Source organism: Streptomyces sp. Sge12, from assembly GCF_002080455.1.
In the GTDB taxonomy this organism is placed as follows: Bacteria; Actinomycetota; Actinomycetes; order Streptomycetales; family Streptomycetaceae; genus Streptomyces.
In genome coordinates this window covers 5250073-5276525 of sequence record NZ_CP020555.1, presented here as the reverse complement: position 1 = coordinate 5276525, position 26453 = coordinate 5250073, and the positions used below count along the sequence as shown (strand labels likewise).

General features: G+C 72.0%; 21 protein-coding genes, 2 tRNA genes and 1 pseudogene. 3 read left to right on the top strand and 21 right to left on the bottom strand.

The genetic code is table 11. The features are described 5' to 3' along the window. Window positions 1–115 precede the first annotated feature (115 nt). From B6R96_RS38220 to B6R96_RS37730, 13 genes and pseudogenes are all read right to left on the bottom strand, one after another. Window positions 116–2164: pseudogene (locus B6R96_RS38220) on the bottom strand (ComEC/Rec2 family competence protein); the annotation flags it as partial. Window positions 2165–2487: 323 nt separating this feature from the next. Continuing rightward, window positions 2488–3459: a ComEA family DNA-binding protein gene (locus B6R96_RS38215; RefSeq protein ID WP_081523567.1), complete on the bottom strand. Its 972-nt coding sequence runs from the start codon at window positions 3457–3459 to the stop codon at window positions 2488–2490. 98 nt (window positions 3460–3557) lie between these two features. Further along, window positions 3558–4403, bottom strand: a complete 846-nt coding sequence (locus tag B6R96_RS23555; RefSeq protein ID WP_030384657.1) for a DegV family protein — start codon at window positions 4401–4403, stop codon at window positions 3558–3560. Between the two features lie 283 nt (window positions 4404–4686). Next, window positions 4687–5463, bottom strand: a complete 777-nt coding sequence (locus B6R96_RS23550) for a hypothetical protein (RefSeq protein WP_081525216.1) — start codon at window positions 5461–5463, stop codon at window positions 4687–4689. A gap of 136 nt (window positions 5464–5599) precedes the next feature. Beyond that, window positions 5600–8470, bottom strand: a complete 2871-nt coding sequence (gene leuS / locus B6R96_RS23545; RefSeq protein WP_081523566.1) for a leucine--tRNA ligase — start codon at window positions 8468–8470, stop codon at window positions 5600–5602. 256 nt (window positions 8471–8726) lie between these two features. Further along, window positions 8727–8799, bottom strand: a tRNA-Ala gene (locus B6R96_RS23540). A 131-nt stretch (window positions 8800–8930) separates the two neighbouring features. Then, the gene (locus tag B6R96_RS23535) at window positions 8931–9164 is read right to left on the bottom strand and encodes a hypothetical protein (protein WP_008738908.1); all 234 of its coding nucleotides are present in this window, start codon (window positions 9162–9164) and stop codon (window positions 8931–8933) included. Between the two features lie 144 nt (window positions 9165–9308). Beyond that, window positions 9309–9381: transfer RNA gene (locus B6R96_RS23530), tRNA-Ala, on the bottom strand. A gap of 123 nt (window positions 9382–9504) precedes the next feature. Beyond that, window positions 9505–10161, bottom strand: a complete 657-nt coding sequence (locus B6R96_RS23525) for a histidine phosphatase family protein (RefSeq protein ID WP_081523565.1) — start codon at window positions 10159–10161, stop codon at window positions 9505–9507. Next, a complete protein-coding gene (rsfS, locus tag B6R96_RS23520) occupies window positions 10158–10604 on the bottom strand; it encodes a ribosome silencing factor (protein ID WP_030008628.1) in 447 nt (148 codons plus the stop codon). The genes B6R96_RS23525 and rsfS overlap by 4 nt, the downstream gene beginning before the upstream one ends. Window positions 10605–10723: 119 nt before the next feature. Continuing rightward, the gene (locus B6R96_RS23515; protein WP_081523564.1) at window positions 10724–12475 is read right to left on the bottom strand and encodes an LCP family protein; all 1752 of its coding nucleotides are present in this window, start codon (window positions 12473–12475) and stop codon (window positions 10724–10726) included. Window positions 12476–12499: 24 nt separating this feature from the next. Next, the gene (gene nadD / locus B6R96_RS23510; protein WP_030384662.1) at window positions 12500–13117 is read right to left on the bottom strand and encodes a nicotinate-nucleotide adenylyltransferase; all 618 of its coding nucleotides are present in this window, start codon (window positions 13115–13117) and stop codon (window positions 12500–12502) included. A gap of 56 nt (window positions 13118–13173) precedes the next feature. Beyond that, window positions 13174–13341, bottom strand: a complete 168-nt coding sequence (locus B6R96_RS37730) for a hypothetical protein (protein ID WP_037859301.1) — start codon at window positions 13339–13341, stop codon at window positions 13174–13176. Window positions 13342–13481: 140 nt separating this feature from the next. Here B6R96_RS37730 and B6R96_RS23505 point away from each other — a divergent pair, with 140 nt between their 5' ends. Next, window positions 13482–14564, top strand: a complete 1083-nt coding sequence (locus tag B6R96_RS23505; RefSeq protein WP_053703011.1) for a M48 family metallopeptidase — start codon at window positions 13482–13484, stop codon at window positions 14562–14564. Here B6R96_RS23505 and B6R96_RS23500 read toward each other — a convergent pair. The 7 genes from B6R96_RS23500 to B6R96_RS23470 all read right to left on the bottom strand — a co-directional run bounded on the left by B6R96_RS23500 (window position 14548) and on the right by B6R96_RS23470 (window position 21054). Beyond that, window positions 14548–15693 (bottom strand): SCO2583 family membrane protein, encoded by a 1146-nt coding sequence (locus B6R96_RS23500; RefSeq protein ID WP_081523563.1) that lies wholly within the window; start codon window positions 15691–15693, stop codon window positions 14548–14550. The two genes, B6R96_RS23505 and B6R96_RS23500, sit on opposite strands and share 17 nt — an antisense overlap. 68 nt (window positions 15694–15761) lie before the next feature. Beyond that, window positions 15762–16322, bottom strand: coding sequence for an SCO2584 family spore wall biosynthesis protein (locus tag B6R96_RS23495; protein ID WP_030384665.1), 561 nt, complete (start codon window positions 16320–16322; stop codon window positions 15762–15764). A gap of 77 nt (window positions 16323–16399) precedes the next feature. After that, a complete protein-coding gene (locus B6R96_RS23490) occupies window positions 16400–17677 on the bottom strand; it encodes a glutamate-5-semialdehyde dehydrogenase (RefSeq protein WP_053703013.1) in 1278 nt (425 codons plus the stop codon). Window positions 17678–17918: 241 nt separating this feature from the next. After that, entirely contained in the window at window positions 17919–18386 is a 468-nt protein-coding gene (locus B6R96_RS23485) for a hypothetical protein (protein ID WP_107089497.1), read from the bottom strand. 34 nt (window positions 18387–18420) lie between these two features. Then, window positions 18421–19548, bottom strand: coding sequence for a glutamate 5-kinase (proB, locus tag B6R96_RS23480; RefSeq protein WP_030384668.1), 1128 nt, complete (start codon window positions 19546–19548; stop codon window positions 18421–18423). A gap of 79 nt (window positions 19549–19627) precedes the next feature. Then, a complete protein-coding gene (locus B6R96_RS23475; RefSeq protein WP_053171623.1) occupies window positions 19628–20059 on the bottom strand; it encodes a GtrA family protein in 432 nt (143 codons plus the stop codon). After that, window positions 20056–21054, bottom strand: coding sequence for a glycosyltransferase family 2 protein (locus B6R96_RS23470; RefSeq protein ID WP_053703015.1), 999 nt, complete (start codon window positions 21052–21054; stop codon window positions 20056–20058). Before B6R96_RS23470 ends, B6R96_RS23475 begins: the two co-directional genes overlap by 4 nt. Before the next feature lie 189 nt (window positions 21055–21243). Here B6R96_RS23470 and B6R96_RS23465 point away from each other — a divergent pair, with 189 nt between their 5' ends. Together B6R96_RS23465 and B6R96_RS23460 are read left to right on the top strand one after the other, a co-directional pair. After that, a complete protein-coding gene (locus B6R96_RS23465) occupies window positions 21244–24123 on the top strand; it encodes a bifunctional glycosyltransferase/CDP-glycerol:glycerophosphate glycerophosphotransferase (protein ID WP_081523562.1) in 2880 nt (959 codons plus the stop codon). Continuing rightward, window positions 24120–25292: a glycosyltransferase gene (locus tag B6R96_RS23460; protein ID WP_081523561.1), complete on the top strand. Its 1173-nt coding sequence runs from the start codon at window positions 24120–24122 to the stop codon at window positions 25290–25292. The genes B6R96_RS23465 and B6R96_RS23460 overlap by 4 nt, the downstream gene beginning before the upstream one ends. Before the next feature lie 73 nt (window positions 25293–25365). On the opposite strand, the gene galE is transcribed toward B6R96_RS23460, so the two are convergent. Further along, window positions 25366–26379, bottom strand: coding sequence for a UDP-glucose 4-epimerase GalE (gene galE, locus B6R96_RS23455; RefSeq protein WP_030384673.1), 1014 nt, complete (start codon window positions 26377–26379; stop codon window positions 25366–25368). Between the last annotated feature and the right edge of the window lie 74 nt (window positions 26380–26453).

Sequence of the window (26453 nt, the reverse complement as noted above, 5' to 3'; positions counted from 1 at the left end):
TGTGGACTTGGACCGTTCTGGCGAAGACGCATTCGATCATGCTGTCGGGTTGTGGGCAAACAGAGCGGTCCCGCCCGGTATGACCGCGCCTTTTGCGCCGCCGGCCGGCCGGAAACGCCCGGAGCCGAACTCCGGCTCCGGCGACGGCGATCGAGCCGTCGATGTCGGTACGCAGCACGGTCGCCCCCATCTCCCGCAGCCGGGCGAGCGTACCCGGCGCGGGGTGTCCGTAGCGGTTGCCCACGCCGACGGGAACGAGCGCGAGCCGCGGCCGGACCCGCGCGTACAGCTCGGGGTCCTGGTGCGCGGAGCCGTGGTGGGCGACCTTGAGCACATCCACCGGACCGAGATGCGGGTGCGCCCTCAACAGGCCCTGCTGCGCGGGTGGTTCAAGGTCTCCGAGCAACAACAGGGTCAGGCCCGCGCCGCGCACCAGCAGGGCGACGCTCGCATCGTTGGGGCCCTCGGGCGGCGGGCCGGCCGGCGGCGGCCAGAGCACCTGCCACTCGAACGCCCCGGCCCGGCGCCGCTCGCCCTGCACGGCCCGCACGATCGGCACCCCGGCGGCCGTCGCGGTCCGCCGGACGAACTCGGCCTGCCCAGGCGGCTCTTCCAGCGCGGTGGCCTGGATCACACCCACGGACCGGTCCCGGAGCACCCCCGAAAGGCCTCCCACGTGGTCGGCGTGAAAATGCGTCAGCAGGAGCAGCGGCACCCGGCGCACACCCAGGGTGCGCAGGCATGCGTCCACCGGGCCGGGTTCCGGGCCGGCGTCGACCACGAGGGCCTCCCCCGGGCCGACGGCAAGGACGGCGGCGTCCCCCTGCCCCACGGCGCACTGCACGTAGCTCCAGTCGGGCGGGGGCCAGCCGGTGAGCGTACGGGTGAGCTGCGGCGGCCGCAGTACGGCCAGGAGCAGCAGCACCGCCAGCGCCGAGCAGAGCCACCCGCGCCCGCGGAAGCGGGCACCGGCGAGGGCGACGACGACCAGGGTGACAGCGGCGAGCAGTGCGCCGCCGGCGAGCCCGCCCGGCCAGGACAGCTCGGCGCCCGGGAACCGTGCCCCGGCCCGGGCCACGCCCGCGATCCACCCGGCCGGGACTGCGGCGCACCGGGCCAGCACCTCCGCGGCGGGCATCCACACCGGGGCCGCGGCCAGCGCGGCGAAGCCGAGGACCGTCGCGGGACCGGCCGCCAGCTCGGCCAGCAGGTTGCACGGCACCGCCACCAGGCTGACCCGGGCGGCGAGGACGGCCACCACGGGCGCGCACACCGCCTGGGCGGCCGCGGCGGCCCCCAGCGCCTCGGCGAGCCGCGGCCCCGCCCCACGGCGCCGCAGGGCTGCGCTCCACCGGGGCGCGAGGGTGAGCAGCGCCCCGGTGGCCAGCACGGAGAGCAGGAAGCCATGGCTGCGGGCCAGCCACGGGTCGTGGAGCACGAGCAGCAGCACGGCCGCGCCCAGGGCCGGGATCAGGGACCGGCGCCGCCCGGTGGCGATGGCCAGCAGGGTGACCGCCCCGCAGGCCGCGGCCCGCAGCACGCTCGGCTCCGGCCGGCACACCACCACGAACGCCATCGTCAGGGCCGCCCCGCACAGGGCGGTGACCCGCAGGGAGAGCCCGAGCCGGGGCGCCAGCCCGCGCCGTTCGGCCTGCTGCGCGCGGGCCGGGGGCCCGATGAGCAGGAACAGCACCACGGTCAGGTTGGACCCGGAGACGGCCAGCAGGTGCAGCAGGTCGGTGGCCCGGAAGGCCTCGTGCAGATCGGGCGGAACCCTGGAGGTGTCACCGACGACCAGCCCCGGCAGCAGGGCCGCGGCGTCCGGTGCGAGCCCCTCGGTGGCCTCGCGCAGCCCGGCCCGCAGCCGTCCCGCGAACCGCTGGACGGTGTCCGGGCCGCCGGTCACCCGGGGCGGGGTGTCACCGGCCGGGCGGAGCAGCGCCACGGCCCGCTCCCCGCCCCTCGCCGGGGCCAGCCGGGCGACGACCTCCACCCGGGTGGAGGGCTGCAGCCGGGCCCACTGTGCATGCCCGGCCAGTACCCGCACGGGGGTCTCGACCCGGGTGCTCACCCCGTCGGGCCCGGTCACCCGGGTCACCACCGCGTCCAGGACGGTCACCGGCGGCCCGTTCCCGCTCCGGGCGGCCCGCGGATCGGAGCCCACGGTGAGCTCCGCGAGCACCCGGGCGTGCTCCCGCGCCAGCCCCGCCACCGGCCCGGCCCGCGCCTCGGCCCGCTGGAGCCCCGCCACTCCGGCCCCGGCGGACGCGCACAGCAGGACCGCCGCCGCGGCCGGGGCGAGCCGCCAGAGCCGTCCCGGACACAGGCACCCGCACAGCATCAGCAGGCCCGCGCAGACCACCCCGAGCCCCACCCCGAGGGCCGCTGGCCGGGCGGGAGCGTCCAGGGCGAGGGCGGCGGCCGCCCAGGCGGCCGCGGCGGGCACCACGAGGCGCAGGTCCACCGGGCCCGCGCCCGCGCGGCCGGTCACGGCCGCACCAGCGTCCGCAGGTCCGCGAAACGCCGCTCCCCGATGCCGTCGACCTGCCGGAGCTCCTCCACGGAGCGGAAGCCGCCGCGGGCGGTACGGAAGTCGACGATGTGCTGCGCCAGCACCGGCCCGACCCCCGGCAGACCGTCCAGCTGGGCGACCGTGGCCGAGCCCAGACTGAGCGGTCCCGGTCCAGGTCCCGGTCCAGCTGCGGGCCCCGGTCCGCCGCCCGCCCCGGCCACCGGCGGCGGCGCCGGGGCGCCGACCACCACCTGCTCGCCGTCCACGAGTACGCGGGCCCGGTTCAGCCCGGTGGTGTCGGTGCCGGGGCGCACTCCCCCGGCCGCGGCCAGCGCGTCCTCCACCCGCGAACCGGCGGGCAGCCGCCGCACCCCCGGGTCCCGGACCTTGCCGCTGATGTCGACCACGATCCTCGCGGCGCCTCCGGGACTGCCGGCCCCCGCCGGCGCCCCCGCAGACGCCGCGGACGCCGCCGGTACCGCTCCCGGGGTCACCACCGCGGGCGCGGTCACCGTCTGCGGCCGGGCCCACCAGTACTGCTGCCCGGCGAATCCGACGGCGGCGACCAGCACCACCGCGACCGCGGCCACCGTGCGCGGCCGTACCTCGCACCGGTCCTGCAGCCACAGCGGCAGCCGCTCCCGTACGGCCAGCCCGCGCGCGGCCCCCGGGGACAGCCCGGCCCCCTCGGCGGCCGGTGCCGGGGCCAGAACCTCCGGATCCGCCCGGGTCGGAGCTTCGGCCGGGGCGTGGGGCAGCGCCGCGGGCGGGCTGCTGCCGCCGAGCAGGGCCTCGGCCCGCCGGCGCACCGCGCCCGGTTCGGGATGAGGAACCCGCCGGCCCCGGCGGGCCGTGCGGCGGTGCCGCAGACGGCTGTCGGAGAGTCGGGAACGGCCCGGGCCACTGGTGGCACCCGACGGATACGAAGCACGCGTTCGAAGAGTCATGCGACGACCGTAGGGGCCGATCCCCGCCCCCGTTCGGAACACTCAATTCCGGTGGAAAAAAAGATCGTTGTGGATAACCGGGCCACTCGTTCCGGTGGTCAGCGGGGTGAGACGACCGCCGCGAGCAGCCCGGGCCCGGTGTGCGCCCCGATCACCGCGCCGACCTCACTGAGATGCAGTTCGACCAGTCCGGGGATGCGCTCGCGAAGCCGCTCGGCGAGCTTCTCCGCCCGCTCGGGGGCCGCCAGGTGGTGCACCGCCACGTCCACGGCGGCGGACCCGGCACGCTCGACGGCCAGCTCCTCCAGGCGGGCGATGGCCTTGGACGACGTACGGACCTTCTCCAGCATCTCGATCCGCCCGCCGTCCAGCGTCAGCAGGGGCTTCACCGCCAGTGCGGAGCCGAGCAGGGCCTGCGCGGCCCCGATGCGGCCGCCGCGGCGGAGGTAGTCGAGGGTGTCGACGTAGAAGTAGGCGGACATGTCCGCCGCCCGCTTCTCGGCGGCCGCCACCGCCTCGTCCACGGACCCGCCCGCCTCGGCGACCTCGGCGGCCGCGAGCGCGCAGAAGCCGAGGGCCATCGCGACCATGCCGGTGTCCAGGACACGGACGGGTACGGGAGCGGTCCTGGCCGCGACGACGGCCGCGTCGTAGGTACCGGAGAACTCGGCGGAGAGGTGCAGGCTGACGATGCCGGTCGCTCCGGCGTCCGCCGCCGCCCGGTAGGCCCGGACGAACTCCTCCGTGCTGGGGCGCGACGTGGTGACCGAGCGGCGCTTCTGCAGGGCCAGGGCCAGGCTGCGCGCCGAGATCTCGGTGCCCTCCTCCAGCGCCTCGCCGCCGAGGACGACGGTGAGCGGGACGGCGGTGATTCCGTGCCGCGCCATGGCCGGTCGGGGCAGGTAGGCCGTGGAATCGGTGACGATGGCGACATGGCGGGACATGAGGCGGAGGTTACCGCCAGTGGGGGCAGGACGGCAGCCTGGGCCCGTCACGCGACCTCCGACGGCGCTCCCGGGGGCGGCGCGAGCCTACGGTACGAGCCCGCGCCCGCACCGCACCGGCCGCAGGTCACCTCCACCCGCCCAGCGCCCCGTCAGCCCGCACCGGGCCGTCCCGGACCCAGCCGTCTCACCCCGTCCCGGACCAGCCGTCTCAGCGCGCCCCCGGTCCTGCTCTCAGCCCGGCCCGGGTCCTGCTCTCAGGCCGTGCCCTCCGGCCGCGCCCTCAGGTCGTGCTCTCCGGCCGGCGCGTCTTCTGCCAGGGGTACTGCGGCGCCGGGGCCGCCGGGTTCAGGGCCTCCCGGGGCTGCTCCGCGCCCCATCCGCCCGCCGTCGCACCCGAGGCGGAAGCCGGGGCCGAGCCCGGGTTCGCCGCAGCCGCCGGGCCCGCCGCGGGCCCGTTCGCCTGCGCCGCGTCCCAGGCCGCGGCCGCCGCCGCGAGGTCGTCCACCGGCTCCCGCTGCCAGTCCCGCAGCGCGTCGGACTCGACCTCGATCTGCTCGGACAGCGTGGACAGGTCGTCCTGCGCGAAGCGCTGGGCCCGGTCCCGGGCGGCCCACCGCAGCGAGTCCGCGGCCTGCTTGATCTTGCCCGTCCGCTCCCGCAGGTCCGGCAGGCGCTCCGCGATCCGCCCGCGGTCCGGGTCCTGCTCCAGCCGCTTCAGCTCGTCGTCGAGCTCGCGCCCGTGCGCGCTCAGCCGCTCGAAGAGCGCGATCGACTCGTGCAGCGAGGCGTCCGTCCGGACCCCCTCCCGCAGTGCCTGCTCCGTGGCGCGCATCGAGGTCCGCAGGTCGAGCCGCAGCTGCGCCAGCGCTCCCGTGACCCCGACCTGGCCGAAGCTCCTGGCGCGCAGGGTGGTGTCCTCCACGGTCCGCCGCGCCTGCGTGATGGTCCGGTCCACACCGCGCTTGGTCGCCTGCACCACCTTGACGGTCGCGTACACACCCAACCCCAGGAAGGTGAAAAGCACCATCAGCGCGAAGATGATCAACGCGGCCTCCATGAGCATCCCTTCCCCAGTACCCGACGGCTCTTTTCCGTCCCCTCCACGGTAAACGCAACGGGCAGGCCGGGGGTTCCAATCGAACCCCCAACCTGCCCGTACGGGATCCCCCCTACGCGGGAGGGGTGCCTTGACCTCAGATGACGATGTTGACCAGCTTCGGCGCGCGCACGATCACCTTGCGGATCTCCGCGCCGCCCAGCGCCGCCACGACACCCTCATCGGTCACGGCCAGCTGCTCCAGCTCCGCCTCCGAGATCGTCGGCGACACCTCCAGCCGCGCCTTGACCTTGCCCTTGACCTGCACCACGCACGTCACGCTCTCGTCCACGACGTACGCCGGGTCCGCGACCGGGAAGTCCTGGTGGACCACCGACTCGCTGTGCCCCAGGCGGTGCCACAGCTCCTCCGCGATGTGCGGGGCCAGCGGGGCGACCAGCAGCACCAGGGCCTCGGCGACCGAGCGCTCCAGCGGGCGGCCGGCCTTCGTCAGGGCGTTGTTCAGCTCGGTGATCTTCGCGATGGCGGTGTTGAAGCGCAGCCCCGTCAGGTCCGCGCCCGCCCCGTCGATCGCCTTGTGCAGCGCGCGCAGGGTGTCCTCGGCGGGCTCGGCGTCGACGACCGTCACCGCGCCCGTCTCCTCGTCCACGATGTTGCGCCACAGGCGCTGCAGCAGGCGGTACTGGCCCACCACGGCCCGGGTGTCCCACGGGCGGGAGACGTCCAGCGGGCCCATCGCCATCTCGTACAGGCGCAGGGTGTCCGCGCCGTACTCCTCGCAGATCTCGTCCGGCGTGACGGCGTTCTTCAGGGACTTGCCCATCTTGCCGTGCTCGCGCTTGACCTGCTTGCCCTCGTAGAAGTAGGCCCCGTCCCGCTCCTCGACCTCGGCCGCCGGGACGTACACACCGCGCTCGTCGGTGTAGGCGTACGCCTGGATCATGCCCTGGTTGAAGAGCTTGTGGAACGGCTCGGCCGAGGACACGTGACCCAGGTCGAACAGCACCTTGGACCAGAAGCGGGCGTACAGCAGGTGCAGCACCGCGTGCTCGGCGCCGCCCACGTACAGGTCGACACCGCCGTGCGGAGCGCCCTCGCGCGGACCCATCCAGTACTGCTCGATCTCCGGGTCCACCAGGGCCGACGCGTTGTTCGGGTCCAGGTAGCGCAGCTCGTACCAGCAGGAACCGGCCCAGTTCGGCATGGTGTTGGTCTCGCGGCGGAAGGAGCGCACGCCCCGCCCGTCGCCCAGGTCCAGCTCCACGTTCACCCACTCGCCGTTGCGCGACAGCGGGGTCTCCGGCTTGGAGGTGGCGTCGTCCGGCTCGAAGGTGCGCGGCGAGTAGTCCTCGACCTCCGGCAGCTCCAGGGGCAGCATCGACTCGGGCAGCGGGTGCGCGACGCCGTCCTCGTCGTAGACGATCGGGAAGGGCTCGCCCCAGTACCGCTGCCGGCTGAACAGCCAGTCGCGCAGCCGGAAGTTGACCGTGCCCTCGCCGATGCCGCGCTCGGCCAGCCAGTCGGTGATCGCGGCCTTCGCCTCGACGACGCCCAGGCCGTCCAGCGCGATGCCCTCGCCCGTCGAGTTGACCAGCTTCGCGTCGTAGGAGACGAAGGCGTCGTCCCACTCGGCCGGGTCGGTGCCGCGCCCGTCCGACGGCTCCACGACGCAGCGCATCGGCAGCTCGAAGGCGCGCGCGAACTCGAAGTCGCGGCCGTCGTGCGCCGGGACGGCCATGATCGCGCCGGTGCCGTAGCCCATCAGCACGTAGTCGGCGATGAAGACCGGGACCTTGTCGCCGCTGACCGGGTTGACCGCGTACTCGCCGGTGAAGACACCCGTCTTGTCCTTGGCCTCGGCCTGCCGCTCGACGTCCGACTTCGAGGCGGCCTGCTTGCGGTACGCGCCGACGGCCTCGGCCGGCGTGGCGTGGCCGCCGGTCCACACCTCGTGGGTGCCCTCGGGCCAGGCGGCCGGGATGAACTTCTCGACCAGCGGGTGCTCGGGCGCCAGCACCATGTAGGTGGCGCCGAACAGGGTGTCCGGGCGGGTCGTGAAGACGGTGATGGCCTCGTCGCCCAGCGCGAAGTCGACGCGCGCGCCCTCGCTGCGGCCGATCCAGTTGCGCTGCTGCAGCTTGATGGCCTCGGGCCAGTCCAGCGCGTCCAGGTCGTCCAGCAGCCGGTCGGCGTAGGCGGTGATCCGCATGTTCCACTGGCTCAGCCGGGACTTGAAGACGGGGAAGTTGCCGCGCTCGGACCGGCCGTCCGCGGTGACCTCCTCGTTGGCCAGTACGGTGCCCAGCCCGGGGCACCAGTTCACCGGCGCGTCCGAGGAGTACGCCAGGCGGTACTCGTTCAGCACGTCGGCCCGCTCGGCCGCGGTCAGAGCGGCCCAGGCGCGGCCGCCGGGGACCTCACGGGAGCCGTCCTCGAAGGCGGCGACCAGCTCGGTGATCGGGCGGGCCTTCTTCGCGTCGGCGTCGTACCAGGAGTTGTAGATCTGCAGGAAGATCCACTGGGTCCACTTGTAGTAGTCCGGGTCGATCGTCGCGAACGAGCGGCGCTTGTCGTGGCCCAGGCCCAGCCGGCGCAGCTGGACCTTCATGTTCTCGATGTTGGCCTCGGTCGAGACGCGCGGGTGCGTGCCGGTCTGCACGGCGTACTGCTCGGCCGGCAGGCCGAAGGCGTCGAAGCCCAGGGTGTGCAGGACGTTGTGGCCGGTCATCCGCTGGTGGCGGGCGAAGACATCGGTGGCGATGTAGCCGAGCGGGTGCCCGACGTGCAGGCCCGCACCGGAGGGGTACGGGAACATGTCCATGATGAACTTCTTGGGCCGTGCGACCACCGCGGGATCCCCGGCCAGGTCACCGGTCGGGTTCGGGGCCTCGTACGTGCCCTGCGCGTCCCATACGTCCTGCCAGCGTGCCTCGATGTCGGCGGCCATGGCAGCCGTGTAACGGTGCGCCTCGGCCGCCTCGGGGGCCGGGGTGTTCGTCTCGCTCATGATTTCTGAAGCTCCATCGATCGTCTCTGCCGCCTCTGCCTGCCCAAACGAAAAAACCCCTCGCACAGGAGGGGAAGCCGCGCCGGGTCCGACCGTCTTGAAGGGTCGGTACTGATCAGCGCGGCTCGGTAAGCAGAAGGCGTACGGCACGCATGGCGTCAGGGTACCGCAGCGGCCCCTCCCGACGCTCGGCCGTTCCACCCGTCGACACAACGAGAAGCGGGCCACCCGATCCGGGTGGCCCGCTTCTTCACTGTGGAGCTAAGGAGAATTGAACTCCTGACCTCCTGCATGCCATGCAGGCGCTCTACCAACTGAGCTATAGCCCCTTGTTGTGCTTGCCGCTTCGGTCTCCCTTGCCGGTTCCCCTTGGCGACGTCCCAAACATTACACGGTCATGGCCCTGGTCCAAAAATCGATTTCCGCCGACCACGGGCCATGTCCGATTTGATCCAGCTTGTCACGCTCTCGCGAACTGATAGAACCGCTTGAGCGTGCAGTGCTCGTCGAGCAGCCGCCCGTAGATCGGCTCCCCTTCCAGCTCCCGGTACGTCTCGATCGGGTCGCCCTTTATGATCAGCGCCCGCGCGCATTCCTCGCACCAGTACTGGTAGTCGGGGTTGACCGGGTCCATGTCCCGCACGATCGGCGTGCCGTTGTTGCACCAGTCGCACCGGCGCCGGTGTGCACCCATCCGTCAGCGACTCCCTCCCGCGTCGGGCCGTCGTGTCCCCCTCCGGCGGTCACGATTCTGCCATGCCGGTGCGGGGCAGGTCAGCAAACGCAAAGGGTACAAAAGCAAGGATCCCGCCCCCTATTGGGGACGGGATCCTGATTGTGGAGCTAAGGAGAATTGAACTCCTGACCTCCTGCATGCCATGCAGGCGCTCTACCAACTGAGCTATAGCCCCGCTCTCCGCCGCGCTCCCCCCGTCTCCGGTGTTCTGCGCTGCGAACAAGAAGAACTCTAGCCTGGGACCGGCCGGAAAGTGAAATCCGGGTGGCAGCCCCGCCGGGGAGCGGCGGAACGCCTCTCAGTCGTCGTCGCCGAGCACCGGTTCCGGCAGCGTGCCGGCGTTGTGCTCCAGCAGGCGCCAGCCGCGCGCGCCCTCGCCGAGGACGGACCAGCAGCAGTTGGAGAGCCCGCCCAGGCCCTCCCAGGCGTACGCGTCCAGGCCGAGCAGCCGCCCGATCGTCGTACGGATGGTGCCGCCGTGGCTGACCACGACGAGCGTGCCGGACTGCGGGAGCCGGGCAGCGTGTTCCAGCACCACCGGCGCGGCGCGGTCGGCGACCTCGGTCTCCAGCTCACCGCCGCCTCGGCGCACCGGTTCGCCGCGCTTCCACGCCGCGTACTGCTCGCCGTGCTTCTCGAGGATCTCTTCGTGCGTGAGGCCCTGCCACTCGCCGGCGTACGTCTCGCGCAGCGCGGCGTCCCAAGTCACCGGCAGCCCCGTGACGGCGGCCAGCTCGGCGGCCGTGTCGGAGGCGCGCCGGAGGTCGGAGGCGACGATGGCGTGGGGCTTCAGCGAGGCGAGCAGCCGTGCGGAGCGGCGCGCCTGCGCCACACCCGCCTCGGTCAGCTCGATGTCCGTGGAGCCCTGGAAGCGGCGCTCCAGGTTCCACGAGGTCTGGCCGTGTCGCCAGAGGACGATCTTCCTACCGGACTTGCCAGAGGTGGTCGCGCTCAGAACAGATCACCGTCCAGTTCGTCGTCGCCCGCCGCCTCACGCAGCTTGGCGTGCTCCTCGGCCTTGCCGATGGTGAGCTTGGCGTCCTCGGGGAGCTCGATCTCGGGGCAGTCCTTCCACAGGCGCTCCAGCGCGTAGAAGACACGCTCCTCGCTGTGCTGGACGTGGACGACGATGTCGACGTAGTCGAGCAGGATCCAGCGGGCGTCGCGGTCCCCCTCGCGGCGCACCGGCTTGGCGCCGAGCTCCTTGAGCAGGCGCTCCTCGATCTCGTCGACGATCGACTTGACCTGGCGGTCGTTGGGCGCCGAGGCGAGCAGGAAGGCGTCGGTGATCGACAGCACGTCGCTGACGTCGTACGCGATGATGTCGTGCGCGAGCCGGTCGGCCGCGGCCTGGGCGGCGGCGGTGATGAGCTCGATGGAGCGGTCCGTGGCGGTCACTGGCCATGCTTTCGGGTTGGCGGGCAGATCCTTACAAGGGTCTCATGTACCGCCGACACCGCCCGCGCGCAGCGTCACGCGCGGGCGAATGCCCCCTCGAAGCGCCTTCGGGGCCCCGGTCAGGACGCCTTGTAGTCCTTGCCCAGGATCACCACGACCTCCGCGTTCACCGCGTTCTCGCCCTTCTTCACGACCGTCTCGGGCAGCCCGAGCGTCTTGGCCACCTCGATCGCGCGGTCCCGCTGCGCGTCGTCCTGGTAGGTGATCTGCGAGGTGGCGGCGCTCTTGTCGGACTTGCCGCCGTCGACGAAGGTGTAGCCGCCGTTCATCAGCGCCGCCTTCGCCGCGATCTGCGTCTTCTCGTCACCGGTGGCGTCCTTGAGGCCGACGCGCGGGGCGGCTCCGGGCTGCGGCGCGCCGGCGGCGCCGCCCAGTACCTCCTTGACGACCTTCTTGTTGGCCTCGTCCGTGAGCGCGCCGTCCGCCTTCACGGTGAGGACGTCGGTGCGCCACGCGCCCACCTTGGCGTGCGCGCCGAGCCGGGACAGCAGGGCCCCGAGGGTCTGCGCGTTCAGGGCCGGGTCGAGGATCTGGCCGATGCTCTCCACCGTCACGGCCGCCGCCTTCGGGTCGCTCGGGACCTTGCGCAGCACCGCCTGGAGCACCTTGCCCAGGCGTTCCAGCTGCTTGGCCTCCGGTTCGCCCTGGCCCCGGAAGGTGGCGTACGCCACGGCCATGGGGCCGCTCAGGCTCTGCTTCTGGCCCTGGGCCACGGCCGGGGTCTTGGCCGCGTCGTCGGCCGGCACCGCGGTGTCGGTGTCGACCTCGATGCCGCCGACCAGCTCGACCAGGTTCTCCAGGAAGGGGGTGTCCAGGCGCCAGGTGCCGCCGATGTGGGTGCCGAGCACGGAGTCGAGGGCCTCGCGGGTGCCGAGGCCGCCCTCCTCGACCGACTTGCCGAGCGCCGTGGCCGTCCCGTCCTGGCCGGTGAGGCCGAGGGTGTTCGGCAGCAGCACGGTGGCGCCCTGCTTGGTGGTGACGTTGTCGACGAGCAGCGCCGAGGAGGTGCCGCCCTTCTTGGTGTTGTGCAGGTGGACGACGATCATGTCGCGCTTCTGCGCGGCGGCGTCGGCGCTCGCGCCGGCCGTCTTCTCGCCGGGGCCGTCGAGGAAGGGCAGCTTGCCCGCGTACCAGAGGTAGCCGAGGCCGCCGACGACGAACACGGCGAGTACGACGATCAGTGCCACCACCCGGTTGCGGCCGCGGCGGCGGGCCTCCTCGCGGCGCTCGGTGCGGCTCTCGGTGAACTTGAGCCAGTCGATGACGTCCTCGGAGTCCTCGTCCGGCTGGTCGATGAAGGCGAACATCTCGGTGCGGTAGTCCCGGTCCGCCGCCTCGGGCCCGTCGCCGGAGGCGCCGCCCGGCTCCCCGTCGGGGCGGCGCGGCTCGGGTACCCGGTCGGCCGGCCGCTCGGGGGCGGCAGCGGGGGCGGGGGCCGGCGCGGCCGGGGGCTCCGGGGCGGTCTGCTGCGGGATCCACTGCTGGGTCTGCTGCGTGTCGTACCCGTAGCCGGAGGCCTGGGGCTGGGCCTGGGCCTGGCCGTAGTCCTGCTGCCCGTACTCCTGGGCGGCCGGCTGCTGCTGTTGCTGCTGCTGCTGCTGGGGGTAGTACTGCTGCTGCGGCTGCTGGCCGTAGCCCTGGTAGTCGTAGCCGTACTGCTGCTGCTCGTACGACTGCTCGTACTGCTGCGGGGCAGGCTGAGCGGGCTGGGCGGGCACCTGGCCGTACACCGGCCGCCCGTACGCGTCGTAGCCGACGAGCTGCTGCTCCTGGGCGGCATACGGGTCGTACGGATCCTGTCGGTCGTTCACCGCGGGGCCCCTCTCTCCGGAAGCTCAGGCTCCCCGGTACAGCTCACGCTTGTCGATGTAGCGCACCACGCCGTCCGGCACCAGGTACCAGACGGGATCCCCCTGGGCGACCCTCGCACGGCAGTCGGTCGACGAGATCGCGAGCGCGGGAACCTCCACCAGGGAAACGCCGCCCTCCGGGAGCCCGTCGTCGGTGAGCACGTGGCCCGGCCGGGTGACTCCGATGAAGTGGGAGAGCGAGAAGAGCTCTTCGGCGTTGCGCCAGGTCAGGATCTGCGCGAGCGCGTCGGCACCGGTGATGAAGAACAGGTCGGCGTCGTCGTTCTGCGCCTTCAGGTCCCGGAGGGTGTCGATGGTGTACGTCGGCCCGCCGCGGTCGATGTCGATGCGGCTCACCGAGAACTGCGGGTTCGACGCCGTGGCGATGACCGTCATCAGGTAGCGGTCCTCGGCGGGCGAAACGGCCCACTGGGACTTCTGCCACGGCTCGCCCGTCGGCACGAACATCACCTCGTCGAGGTGGAAAAGGGCGGCCACCTCGCTGGCGGCCACCAGGTGTCCGTGATGGATCGGGTCGAACGTCCCGCCCATCACGCCGAGCCGGCGCTTGACCGGACCGGTAGGCATCTCCTGCTCTCCCATGAGCGCAGAGCCTACTGGCCCGGCGGACGACGCGGTCCCGGCGGGCTCGGCCGGATTCAGCGGTCGCGGTTCAGGCGCGTGGTGACCCAGAGCATCAGCATCAGGATGACGAAGGCGGCACCGCCGGTCAGGTACGGGTTCAGGCTGTCGTGGTTGCCGCCGTGCTGCTCGGCCCCCTCCGAGGCGAGGACGACCAGGTTGTGGGCGGTGGAGGCGAGGCTCATCAGGCAGGTACCTATCGAGTCGGGGAGCGGGCGGAGACTTCGCTCACATCGTATGCGGGGGCCTGGGGCACGCTCACGCCGACTCAGGCGTTGGAGAGGATAGACGCAGGGTCGAGAAGGTCCATCCAGGGGAGGGCGCTATGACGGAAACAGGCTTCGAGAAGGTGCCGGCGCGGGACCGCCGACGGTTCCCAGGCATCTCGTCACGGGCGTACGAGCATCCGGCGGACCGCTCCGCGCTGGTGGCGCTGCGCAAGCTGAGCGGCTTCGACACGGTGTTCAAGGCCCTGAGCGGACTGCTTCCGGAGCGGAGCCTGCGCCTGCTGTTCCTGTCGGAATCGGTGCGGGTGGGCGAGACGCAGTTCCCGCACCTGCACGCGATGCTGCGGGACGCCTGCTACATCCTGGACCTGGAGAAGGTCCCGCAGATGTATGTGCAGCAGGACCCGAATCCCAATGCCATGTGCATCGGGCTGGACGAGCCGATCATCGTGGTGACCACGGGCCTCGTCGAGCTGCTCGACGAGGAGGAGATGCGGGCGGTGGTGGGCCACGAGGTGGGCCACGCGCTGTCGGGGCACGCGGTCTACCGGACGGTCCTGCTGTTCCTGACCAACCTGGCGATGAAGGTCGCGTGGATCCCGCTGGGCAATGTGGCGATCATGACGATCGTGACCGCGCTGCGGGAGTGGTTCCGCAAGTCGGAGCTCTCGGCCGACCGGGCCGGGCTGCTGGTGGGGCAGGACGTGCAGGCCTCGATGCGGGGGCTGATGAAGATCGCGGGCGGCAACCACCTCCACGAGATGAATGTGGACGCCTTCCTCGCCCAGGCCGAGGAGTACGAGTCGGCGGGCGATCTGCGCGACTCCGTGCTGAAGATCCTCAATCTGCTGCCCCGGACGCACCCCTTCACGACGGTGCGGGCCGCCGAGCTGAAGAAGTGGGCGGAGAGCCGCGACCACCAGCGGATCATGGACGGCCACTACCCGCGCCGCGAGGACGACAAGGACACCTCGGTGACGGACTCCTTCCGGCAGTCCGCCGCCCACTACGCCGACACGGTGCGCACCAGCAAGGACCCGCTGCTGAAGCTGGTGGGCGACATCGCGGGCGGCGCCGGGGACCTGGGCGGCAGGCTCCGCGACAAGTTCACCGGCGCGGGTGCCGCGGGCGGATCCGGCACCGGTCCCGAGGCCAAGGGCGGGGCTACGGAGCAGGGCTGACCGGAGCGGCCTGCGGGGTCGCGGGCGGTGCCAGTACGCCGCACAGCCCGGCCGTGCGCCGCGGCTGGCCGCTGGCGTACGGGTCGCTCGCGGCCGGGCCCACCGTGGTCGGGCCGGCGCCCGCCAGGAGCGGGCGGAAGGCCCCTGCCGGATCGGCGGAGCAGTCCTGCGGGCCGGCCATCACGTAGGCCGAGGCCAGCTCGAGGCGCCGGGCCCCGAGGTCGTCCCGGTCGAAGCGCAGCCGCAGCTCGCGCCGGACGGTGAAGAGCGAGGCGCCGTCCGCCGCTGCCGGGGCTCCGGTGGCCGGACGTACGGCGTACACGAAGGTGTGGTCGGTGGTGACCTCCAGCACGTCCGGGGCCACCTCCTCGAAGGCGAGGGTGCCGCTGACCCGGACCCGGGAGTCGGCCACGACGGCGGTGGCCGGGTCGAAGCGGACGAGCCAGCCGGTGGCCGCGTGGCGGCCGTCGCCGGAGGGCGAGGTCATGCTGCGGTCGAACTGCGCCAGCTGGTCGGGGTCGAGCAGGACGCGCACCGGGCGGGTGGCCGCTCCGGCCAGGATGTCGGGGTCCAGCGAGGACTGCACCAGGTAGTCCTTGGCGATCGACAGCGCGGTGACGACCTGGGTGTCGGTGAAGTGGTGGGTGCGGCGCACGGCGGGCAGGGTGATGCCGGCCGCGCCGACCCGGTAGTCGGCGGCGGGGCTGCTCGCGTACAGGTCGCCGGGCCGCCCGCCGGGCACGTCGGTGGTCGGCGCGAGCGGGACCACGGTGCTGCCGAGCGGCTGGGCGGCGCTGGCGGGCGGGGGCTCGTACGGGTTGCGCAGGCCCATGTAGACGGCGGCGGCGAAGGCCGTGGCGATGAGCAGCACCAGGAGCATGCCCTGCCGGGCGCCCCGGCCGGGGGTGCTGGTCCGGGATGCGGAGCCGCCGCCGGACCAGATGGAGCGGGTGCGGACCGCGCGGGCGTGTTCGCCCATGCGTTCCTGCGCCGAGTACTCCTGGAGGCGGGCAGCCCGGACGAAGTCCTCGTCGAACACCACCGATCGGTACTCGTCCGACCGGAACTCGTCGTCGCCCCCGCCCATGCCGTCGGGGGTGCTGTTGGGTGGATCTCCTGGCACGGCCATCGCTTCTCCCCGCTGTCCCCGCTTCAGAGAAGCCCCCAGCTCCGGCGTAAGCGAGTGGGGTCGTACCTTCAGGGTTGGCGAACGGAGGGGTACGTAAACGCGCCGACGCCGGTGACTTCGCCCCTGGGGGTGCTGGCGGGCGCCGGAGCGGGGTCCGCCTCGCCCGAGGCGCTGCGGTAGACGGCGCTGAAGGCGAGGGCGACCATGCCGAGGCCCATCACGAAGGCGAGCACCCAGGCGACCGGGCGCAGCCACGGCGCACGTCCGCGGTACGGGCGCAGGCTGCCGCCGTAGGCCCCGTACGGGCCGTCCGGGTATCCGTGGCCCCGGTCGTCGTGGTCCCAGCCGTGGTCGTCGTAGCCGTCGGGATGGCCGTAACCGTAGCTGTCGTAGTCGTCGTCGCCGGTCCAGCCGCCGGCGACCGCACGGGCCGCCTCGGCCTCCGCGCGCGCCCGGTCGGCCGCCCGCTGGCGCTCGGCGGCGCTCGGTTCATGAATCTCGGCGTTTCTGACGAAGTCCTCGTCGAACACCACGGAGGCGAAGTCCTGATCCGCGCCTCCGCGGTCGTCTGCATCGTCTTCGGGGGTCCCGTCGTCCGGGAACGGCTTGCCCCCCACGTCGTCCGGCACAGGACCAGCCTAGACCTGGGGGGCCACCTTGGGCAGGGTGTCCGCCGAATTCCGGCCACACCGCGCTCAGGGCTTGACTACCGAATGTGACCGTCTCCGGTGACGATGTACTTGGTGGAGGTCAGTTCGGGAAGCCCCATCGGGCCCCTGGCGTGCAGCTTCTGCGTGGAGATGCCGATCTCCGCGCCGAAGCCGAACTGGCCACCGTCCGTGAACCGAGTGGATGCATTCACGGCGACCGTGGTCGAGTCGACCAGTTGGGTGAAGCGGCGCGCGGCGGCCTGCGAGGTGGTGACGATCGCCTCGGTGTGGCCGGAGGTCCAGCGGCGGATGTGGGTGACGGCGTCGTCGAGGGAGTCCACGACTCCGGCGGCGATGTCGTAGGACAGGTACTCGGCGGCCCAGTCCTCGTCGGTGGCGGGCAGGGCGGTGACCTTGCTGTGCTCGGCGGCGGCCAGGACGTGGGCGTCGCCGTGGACGGTGACGCCCGCGTCGGCGAGCGCGTCGAGGGCGCGCGGCAGGAAGGCGGCGGCGATGTCCCGGTGGACGAGGAGGGTCTCGGCGGCGTTGCAGACGGAGGGTCGCTGGGCCTTGGAGTTGATGAGGATGTCCACCGCCATGTCCAGGTCGGCCTGGGCGTCGACGTAGACGTGGCAGTTGCCGGTACCGGTCTCGATGACGGGGACGGTGGATTCCTCGACCACGGTCTTGATGAGGGAGGCGCCGCCGCGCGGGATGAGCACGTCCACGAGGCCGCGGGCGCGCATCAGCTCGCGGACGGACTCGCGGGACTCGCCGGGGACGAGCTGGATCGCGTCGGCGGGCAGGCCGACGCTCTCCACGGCGTCCCGCAGGATGGCGACGAGCGCGGTGTTGGAGGAGTAGGCGGAGGAACTGCCGCGCAGGAGGACCGCGTTCCCCGACTTGAGACAGAGGGCGGCGGCGTCGACGGTCACGTTGGGGCGGGCCTCGTAGATGATGCCGACGACGCCGAGCGGGACGCGGATCTGGCGGAGGTCGATGCCGTTGGGGAGGGTGTTGCCGCGGACGACCTCGCCGATGGGGTCGGGGAGGGCGGCGACGTCGCGCACGTCCGAGGCGATGGCGGCGATGCGCTCGGCGGTGAGGGTGAGGCGGTCGATGACGGTCTCGCTCGTGCCGGCGGCGCGGGCCTTGTCCGTGTCCACGGCGTTGGCGGCGATGATCTCGGCCGTACGGGCCTCCAGCGCGTCCGCGATCGCCAGCAGGGCGGTGTCCTTGGCGGACCGCGGGAGTGGGGCGATGGCTGCGGCGGCGGTACGGGACCGCTGCGCGGTGGCGAGGACGGGCGAGGTGGCGGCATCGAGCGAGGTCATGCCGCCAGGGTAAGCCCCCGCGTGTACGCCGCCGCCGGGGTTTCCACCCCGCGAGACGGTCCCGGCCGTTGCCCTGGCCGGGCGGGGGCGGGGTGCTGCGCGGGCTGCTCTCCCCGCCCCGCCCCTTCTCCGATTCCCGGGCTCTGCCCGGACCCGGTCCTCGAGCGCCGGACGGGCTGAAAGATCCCGGGGCTCCGCCCCCGGACCCCCGCGCCTCGAACGCCGGCGAGGCTGGATGGCTTCAGTAGGGGTGGACGCCTACCGGGTGGGCCGGGGGTGGGCCGTAGCCCTCGGCCACGCGTTGGTGATAGGTGGCCCGGTCGATGACCTCCAGGCCGACGATCTCCCAGGGCGGGAGCTGCGCCGAGGAGCGGTGCTCGCCCCACAGGCGCAGCGCGACGGCCGCCGCGTCGTGGAGGTCGCGGGCCTCTTCCCAGTAGCGGATCTCCGCGTGGTCGTCGGCGTAGCGGCTGGTCAGCAGGAAGGGGTGGTCGTGGGCCAGTTGTTCCAGCCCGCGCCGGACCTCGGAGATCGGGGCCGGTTTGCCGGAGACGCTCAGGGTCACGTGCCACAGGCGCGATGCGTGATCCTGCTCCTCCCCGCCACCGCCGCCGTCACCGTCCCCCGTGCCGACGCTGGTCAGCGCTCGCCTCACCAGCCGCCTCCTGTCTCCGCCACGCGGGTCCGCCCGCCCTTCACAGTTGACCAGTCCACGGGCCGCCGCGCTGCTCTTTTGGCGAACCTCAGCCCTCCAGCAGGACCAGATCGTCCCGGTGGACGACCTCCCGCTCGTACGCGGGTCCGAGTTCCCGCGCGAGCTCGCGAGTGGAGCGGCCGAGGAGCTGCGGAAGCTCCTTCGCGTCGAAGTTGACCAGGCCCCGGGCGACGGCGCGGCCGTCGGCCGCGCGCAGCTCCACGGGGTCCCCCGCGACGAAGTCGCCCTCGACCGCGGCGATGCCGGCGGGGAGGAGCGAGCTGCCGCGTTCGGTGACGGCGCGGACGGCGCCGTCGTCGAGGACCAGGTGCCCCTGGGGGGTCGACGCGTGCTGGAGCCAGAGCAGCCGGTCCGCCGAGCGGCGCCCGGTGGCGTGGAAGAGCGTGCCGGTGCCCCGTCCGGCGAGGGCGTCGGCGGCCTGGCTCGCGGAGGTCAGTACGACGGGGATGCCGGCGGCGGCCGCGATCCGGGCGGCCTCGACCTTGGTGACCATGCCGCCGGTGCCGACGCCCGCCTTGCCCGCGCTGCCGATGGAGACGTGCGCGATGTCCTCGGGTCCGTGGACCTCTTCGATGCGGGTGGTGCCGGGCTGGGACGGGTCGCCGTCGTAGAGGCCGTCGACGTCCGAGAGGAGGACGAGGAGGTCGGCGCGGACCAGGTGCGCGACGAGGGCCGCGAGCCGGTCGTTGTCGCCGAAGCGGATCTCGTCCGTGGCGACGGTGTCGTTCTCGTTGACGACGGGCAGCGCGCCCATGGCGAGCAGCTGGTCGAGGGTGCGGTAGGCGTTGCGGTAGTGGGCGCGGCGGCTGGTGTCGTCGGTGGTGAGGAGCACCTGGCCGACGCGGACGCCGTACCGGGCGAAGGAGGCGGTGTAGCGGGCGACGAGCAGGCCCTGCCCGACGCTCGCGGCGGCCTGCTGCCGGGCCAGGTCCGTGGGGCGCCGGCGCAGGCCGAGCGGGGAGAGTCCGGCGGCGATGGCTCCGCTGGAGACGAGGACGATCTCCTTCTCTCCCCCGCTGCGGGCCTTGGCGAGGACGTCGACCAGCGCGTCCACCCGGTCGGCGTCGAGTCCGCCGGCCGCGGTGGTCAGGGAGGAGGAGCCGACCTTGACCACGATCCTGCGGGCGTCCACGACACCTTGCCTAGCCGCTGACACGTCTGTCCCCTTGCCCCTGTTGCCCAAAATGCCTGCCGTCTCAATCTACGGGGTGGGCGTGCGGGGCTGCTCGGGGGTTTCAGCCCCTGGACGAGGCCCCCGCTCCCACCTGCTGGGCCTCGGCGGCCCGGGCGGCGCCCGGGACGAGGATCTTGCGGGAGAGCAGGAAGGTGAAGGGGATGGCCACGACGGCCGCGACCAGCGGGGCGATCCGGGTGTCCATCCCGGCCCAGGTCACCAGCGCGTAGAGGCCGACGGACTGGATGACGTAGTTGGTGACGTTCGTCAGCGGGAAGAGCAGGAACTTCTTCCAGGTCGGCCGGGTGCGGTAGGTGAAGTAGGTGTTCATGAAGAACGACCCGATCATCGACAGCAGGAAGGCGAGGGTGTAGGCGGCGAAGTACGGCATCCACGGGTGGAGGAGCAGGTAGATGCCGAAGAAGGTGCCGGTGTTGACCCCGCCCACGAGGGCGAAGCGGAAGATCTGGCCGAGCTGGTCCCTGCGGCTCATCGGGCGCTGCGCTCCGCGATCGTCGGCTCCGTGGCCGGGGCGGCCGCCGGCCCGGTCCGCGGGAGCGGCTGCGCGCCGTGCGACTCCTTCACCAGGAAGTGCGGCCTGCGCTTGGTCTCGTAGTAGATGCGTCCGATGTACTCGCCGATCAGGCCCAGCATGATCAGCTGTACGCCGCCCAGGCCCGTGATGATGGCCACAAGGGTGACGTATCCGGGGGACTCGACGCCGTTGGTGATCGCCGTGATCGTGATCCACAGCGCGTACAGGCCGGTGAGGGCGACCAGCGACACGCCGAACCAGATGCCGATCCGCAGCGGCCTGTTGTTGAAGGAGATCAGGCCGTCCATGCCGTAGTTCAGCAGGGACCCGAACTTCCACTTCGTCTCTCCGGCCTCGCGCTGCGCGTTGCGGTAGTCGAAGTGGACGGTGTCGAAGCCGATCCAGGAGAACAGCCCCTTGGAGAAGCGGTTGTACTCCGGCAGGGACAGCAGGGCGTCCACGGCCGGGCGCGAGAGCATCCGGAAGTCGCCGACGCCGTCGGTGAGCTCCACGTCGACCCAGCGGTTGACGCCTCGGTAGTAGAGGCTGCTGAGGGCGGAGCGGAGTTTTTTGTCACCCTCGCGCGTGCGGCGGGCGATGATCTGGTCGTGGCCCTGGCGGTAGTGCTCCAGCATGGTGGCGATGAGCTCCGGCGGGTGCTGGAGGTCCGCGTCCATGATCACGACGGCGTCGCCGGTGGCCTCGCGCAGGCCGGCGAGCATGCCGGCCTCCTTGCCGAAGTTGCGGCTGAAGGAGACGTAGCGGGTCTGGTCGCCGTACTCGGCGGCGATCTTCCGGAGCTTGCCGAGGGTGCCGTCGCGGCTTCCGTCGTCGACGTAGCAGACCTCGTACTCGACGGGGAGGGCGTCCAGGACCCTGCGGATCTCCGCGTCGAAGCTGTCGATGACGGCTTCTTCGTTGTAGCAAGGGACAACTACGGACAGCTTCGTCATGAACACTTCCTGCTGGGTCCGAACGGGTGATTGTCGGCGGCCCGACCCGCCTCTCACCTCTTCCTTAGAAGTATGCACGGAGAGGGTCGGGCGGGAGTCGGGCTGCCGGAGCCGAGGGCGGTACACGGTAGCTTTGACGGGATAAGCGGAATCGGATTGAGCTCAACGTAACGAAACGAAGGGATCGAGGTGCACGTGCCCGACGTCTCCGTGGTCGTCATCGTCTACAACGACGCAGAGCGTCTGCCGACAGCAGTCCAGTCGGTTCTGGACCAGACCCTGCACAGCGTCGAAGTCGTGATCGTCGACGACTGCAGCAAGGACCGCTCGTACGCGGTCGCCCAGGAACTGGAGTCCGCGCATCCGGGGAGAGTGCGCGCCTTCCGGCTGCCGGAGAACAGCGGCGGCTGCGGTGCGCCGCGCAACCACGGCATCCAGCAGGCCACCGGAACGTACGTGATGTTCCTCGACAGCGACGACGTGCTGGAGCGCAACGCCTGCCGGAACATGCTGGACGCCGCCGAGCGGACCGGATCCGACCTGGTCGCGGGCATGTGCGTACGCGTGCACCTCGACAACCGGTGGGGCAAGACCACCGAGTGGTACCCCTGGATCTACTCCCGCACCCGCACGCTGGAATCGATCACCGAGTTCCCAGACCTGCTGGTCTACGACACCCTCTCCACGAACAAGTGCTACCGGCGCGAGTTCCTGCTGGAGCAGGGCCTGGAGTTCCCGGTCGGCATCCACTACGAGGACCTGCTGTTCTCCGCGCAGGCGTACGTGGCCGCCCGCCGCATCACGCTGATCCCCAACCACGTCTACTTCTGGAACGTGGTCGAGAAGGCCTCGGCCCTGTCGATCAGCAACCGGCGCCACGAGATCGCGAACTTCGTCCACCGGATGGAGATCCACCGCCGCGTCGACCGCCTGCTGGCCGAGAAGGGCCACACGGACATCAAGTCCGCGAAGGACGCCAAGTTCCTCAAGCACGACCTCGTGCTCCACCTGCGCGACCTGCCGCTGCTGAGCGACGAGTACCGCCAGGAGTTCGCCCGCCTCGCCAACGGCTACCTCGCGGGCATCGACCCGGCCGCGTACGAGAACGTCACGTACCTCCAGGCGATCTGCGCGTTCCTGCTGGGCAAGGAGGACTGGGACAACCTGCTCCCGGCCGCCGACGCGATGACCAACAAGGGCCGGCTCACCTCCCCGCTCGCCGAGCGCGACGGCCGTATCTACTGGTGCGCGCAGCACATCGACGGTCCCGACGGCGACGAAGCCCGCCGGATACTGGACGTCACCGAGCAGGCGTTCCACACCACGCCGCTCACCTCCCTCACCCTGGGCAACCGCCTCACCTCCTACGAGGACGACGGCCGGGGCACCGTCACCATGTCCGGCACCCTCGTGAACCCGCTGGGCCGGATCCCGGCCGACGCGGAACTGAAGGCGACCCTGGAGTTCCGGGCGCGCCGGCAGATCGGCGTGCGGTCCTTCAGCTTCCCCGTGGCGACCGTGCGGCACGCCGGTGACACGATCGAGTGGACCGGCACCGCCGACATCGCGAGCACCGTCCGCCCGCTCGGCATCATCGACGCCGTGTGGGACGTCCGCCTCAAGCTGACCGCGGGCGGCGAGCGGATCACCACCCGCGTCGCGATCGGCGGGGTGGACCTGGAGTCCGCGGCCCGGCTGCGCGTGCGCCCGCGTCTGACCCGGCTGGTGTCGGACCGCTTCGGGCCCCAGATGACCAAGAAGGGCAACCTCAGCTACGTGCTGAGCGCCGAGGGCGCCGCCGCCGTCCGCACCCAGTCGCTGATCAACAACGCCATACAGGGCAAGGCGGCCGGCGTGGTCAAGCGGGGCCTGCGCAAGGCACTGCGGGCCCGCCGGAACCTGGGCTCCGGCGAGCAGAAGGTGAAGGTCTACCACGAGGTCTTCTCGAAGCTGCCGATCAAGAAGGGCACGGTCGTCTTCGAGAGCCACATGGGCAAGCAGTACAGCGACAGCCCCAAGGCGATCTACGAGGAGATGGTGCGCCAGGGCGCGCCGTTCGAGGCGATCTGGTCGTACGCGGGCGCCAAGCCCACCGGCTTCCCCAAGGAGGCCACCCTGGTCAGGCGCTGGAGCTGGCAGTACCTGCGCGCCCTGGCCCAGGCCGAGTACTGGGTCGACAACCAGGGCTTCCCGCTCGCGCTGGCCAAGCGCCCGGGGACCACGTACATCCAGACCTGGCACGGCTCGGCGCTCAAGCGGATGGGCTTCCACGAGCCCCGGACCAAGGCGCAGGGCCGGGCGGGCCAGGCCCGCTTCCAGGCCGCCGTGGACCGCTTCGACCACTTCCTGATCCGCTCCGAGCACGACACCCGCACCCTCGCCAAGGGCTTCCGGCTGCGCGACGAGGTGCTACTGCGCACGGGCTACCCGCGCAACGACGCCCTCGTCGAGGCGTACCGGACCGAGGCGGACAGCGGCGAGCGCGTACGCGGCCCGCTGGCCGGCGAGCTCGGCATCGACCCGGACAAGAAGGTGCTGCTGTACGCGCCGACCTTCCGGGCGGGCGCGGACGGCGCGGTGGAGGGCTTCACCTTCCCCTTCGACGTGGAGGAGTTCGCGGACCGGTTCGGCGACCGCTTCACGCTGCTGGTGCGGACCCACTACCTCAACAGCGTCTCGCTGCCGCCGTCGGTCGCGGGCCGGGTCATCGACGTGTCCCGGCACCACGACATCACCCCGCTGCTGGCCCTCGCCGACGGTCTGATCACCGACTACTCGTCCGTGATGTTCGACTACGCGGTCCTGGACCGGCCGATGCTGTTCTTCGCGTACGACTACGAGAAGTACGCCACCGACATCCGCGGCACGTACTTCGACCTGAAGGAGAAGGCCCCGGGTCCGGTGGTGGCCACGGCGGACGAGCTCGTGCAGGCGCTCGCCGCCTTCGAGGAGGCGGACGCCAAGTACGCCCAGGCGCGGGAGCGTTTCCTCGCCGAGTTCGGCGAGTACGACCGCGGGGACGCGGCCCGCCAGATCGTAGAGAAGTTCTTCACCAGGAGCGGCAAGTGAGCCAGCAGACCGCCACCCCGGGCGGCCGTGACATCTTCATCGTCTCCAACAACGTCGACGAGATCGGCGGCGTGACCACCTGGTCGCACCAGATGGCCCGGCATTTCACCGACCGCGGCCACCGCGTGCACATCGTGGGCATCGCACCGGTCGCCGAGGAGATCCGCCAGAAGCTGCCGCAGGACCTGCCGTACGAGATGACGACGCTCTACGACGCCCACCCGCCGGCCGCCCGCCGGCTGCGCGGGATCAAGGGCCGGCTGAACGCGCCCGAGCGGCGCCGTCAGGCGGCCCGGCGGGCGAAGATGCGGGTCAAGGCCGAGCAGCTGAGCGACCTGCTGCGCGCGGCCCGCCCCGGCGGTGTGGTCATCGTCACCCAGGTCTGGGCGATGGAGTGGGTGGCGCTCGCCGACACCAAGGGGCTCTCCGTCATCGGGATGAGCCACGAGTCGTTCGAGGCCAGCCAGAAGTCCACCCGCGGGGAGCGGGTGCGCCGCTTCTACCCGCAGGTCGACCGGCTGCTGGTGCTGACGTCCGAGGACGCGGACCTGTGGATCCGGGCGGGCATGGAGAACGTCGCCAGCATGCCGAACCCGCTGCCCTTCATGCCCGAATCCCCCGCCCCGCGCACGGAGAAGGTCGTGGCGAGCGTCGGCCGCCTCGCCTTCGAGAAGGGTGTCGACCTGCTGCTCGACACCTGGGCGGACGTCGCGCCGCACCACCCCGACTGGACCCTGAGGATCTACGGGGCGGGCGTGGAGGAGGCGACGCTGAAGGCGCACTCCACCTCGCTGGGCCTGGACGACTCCGTGGAGTGGATGGGCAGCACCGACGACGTGCTGGGCGCGCTGCGCGGAGCCTCGGTCTTCGCCCAGGCCTCCCGCGCCGAGGGCTTCCCGATCACGCTGCTGGAGGCGATGGCGGCGGGCGTGCCGGCGGCCGCCTTCGACTGCGCACCGGGCGTCCGGGAGATCGTCGAGCACGGTGAGGACGGGCTGCTGGCCCGGCTGGGCAACACGATGGAGCTGGCCGGGCACCTGCGCGCGATGATGGCCGACCGCGAGCTGCGCGACCGGCTCGGGGACAACGCCTTCCGTTCGGTGCAGCGCTACTCCAGCGCCGAGATCACCGACCGGTGGGAAGAGCTGTTCTCCTTCCTGGAGCGCTGACCGCGGCCCTGCCGCCGGCTACGACACGGCCCGCCCCGGGAATCCTCCGGGGCGGGCCGTTTCGCACTGCGGATCAGGGCGTGTGGACGTCCCGGTGGGGGTCCTTGCGGACCACCTTGTTGGCCTGCCAGCCCGCCCAGGCGGAGGTCACCATTTCGCGGACGTCGTGCCGGGCCTTCCAGCCGAGCTCGCTGGTGATCCGGTCCGCCGAGGCCACGACCTTCGCCGGGTCACCGGGGCGGCGCGGGCTGATCACGGGGGCGATGTCGTGTCCGGTGCACTCGTTCATGAGCGCGACCATCTCGGCGACCGAGACGCCCTCGCCGCGCCCGATGTTGACGGTGAGGTCCTTGTACTCCCCGGCCGCGCCCCACTCGGCGAGCTTGCGGGCGGCCGCCACGTGGGCCTCCGCCAGGTCCTCGACGTGGATGTAGTCGCGGATGCAGGTGCCGTCCGGGGTCGGGTAGTCGTCACCGAAGATCTTCGCGCCCTCGCCGGCGTCGTAGCGCTCGAAGACCATCGGGACCAGGTTGAAGACACCGGTGTCGGCGAGTTCGGGGGTCGCGGCGCCCGCCACGTTGAAGTAGCGCAGGCAGGCGGTGGAGATGCCGTGCGCCCGGCCCGCGGCGCGCACCAGCCACTCGCCGGCCAGCTTGGTCTCGCCGTAGGGGCTCAGCGGCGCGCACGGGGTGTCCTCGGTGACCAGGTCCACGTCGGGCATGCCGTAGACGGAGGCCGAGGAGGAGAAGAGGAAGTTGCGGATGCCCGCGTCGGCCACGGCCTGGAGCAGGACGGCGAGGCCCTGCACGTTCTCGTGGTAGTAGTGCATCGGCTTCTCGACGGACTCGCCGACCTGCTTCTTGCCCGCGAGGTGCACCACGCCGGTGATCTTGTGCCGGCGGATGACCTCGTCCACGACCAGCCGGTCGAGGACGGATCCGACCACCAGCCCGACGCCTTCCGGCACGCGGTCCTCGTTGCCCGTGGACAGGTCGTCGAGGACGACGACCTCCTCCCCCGCGAGCAGCATCGCGCGGACGACGTGCGCGCCGATGTACCCGGCGCCACCGGTGATCAGAAACGTCATGTGTATCTCCTTGGTCCTGTCCGACTTCGGGATGGGGGGCACGGCCGCCGCCCGCAAGTGCCTCCGGCGGGCCC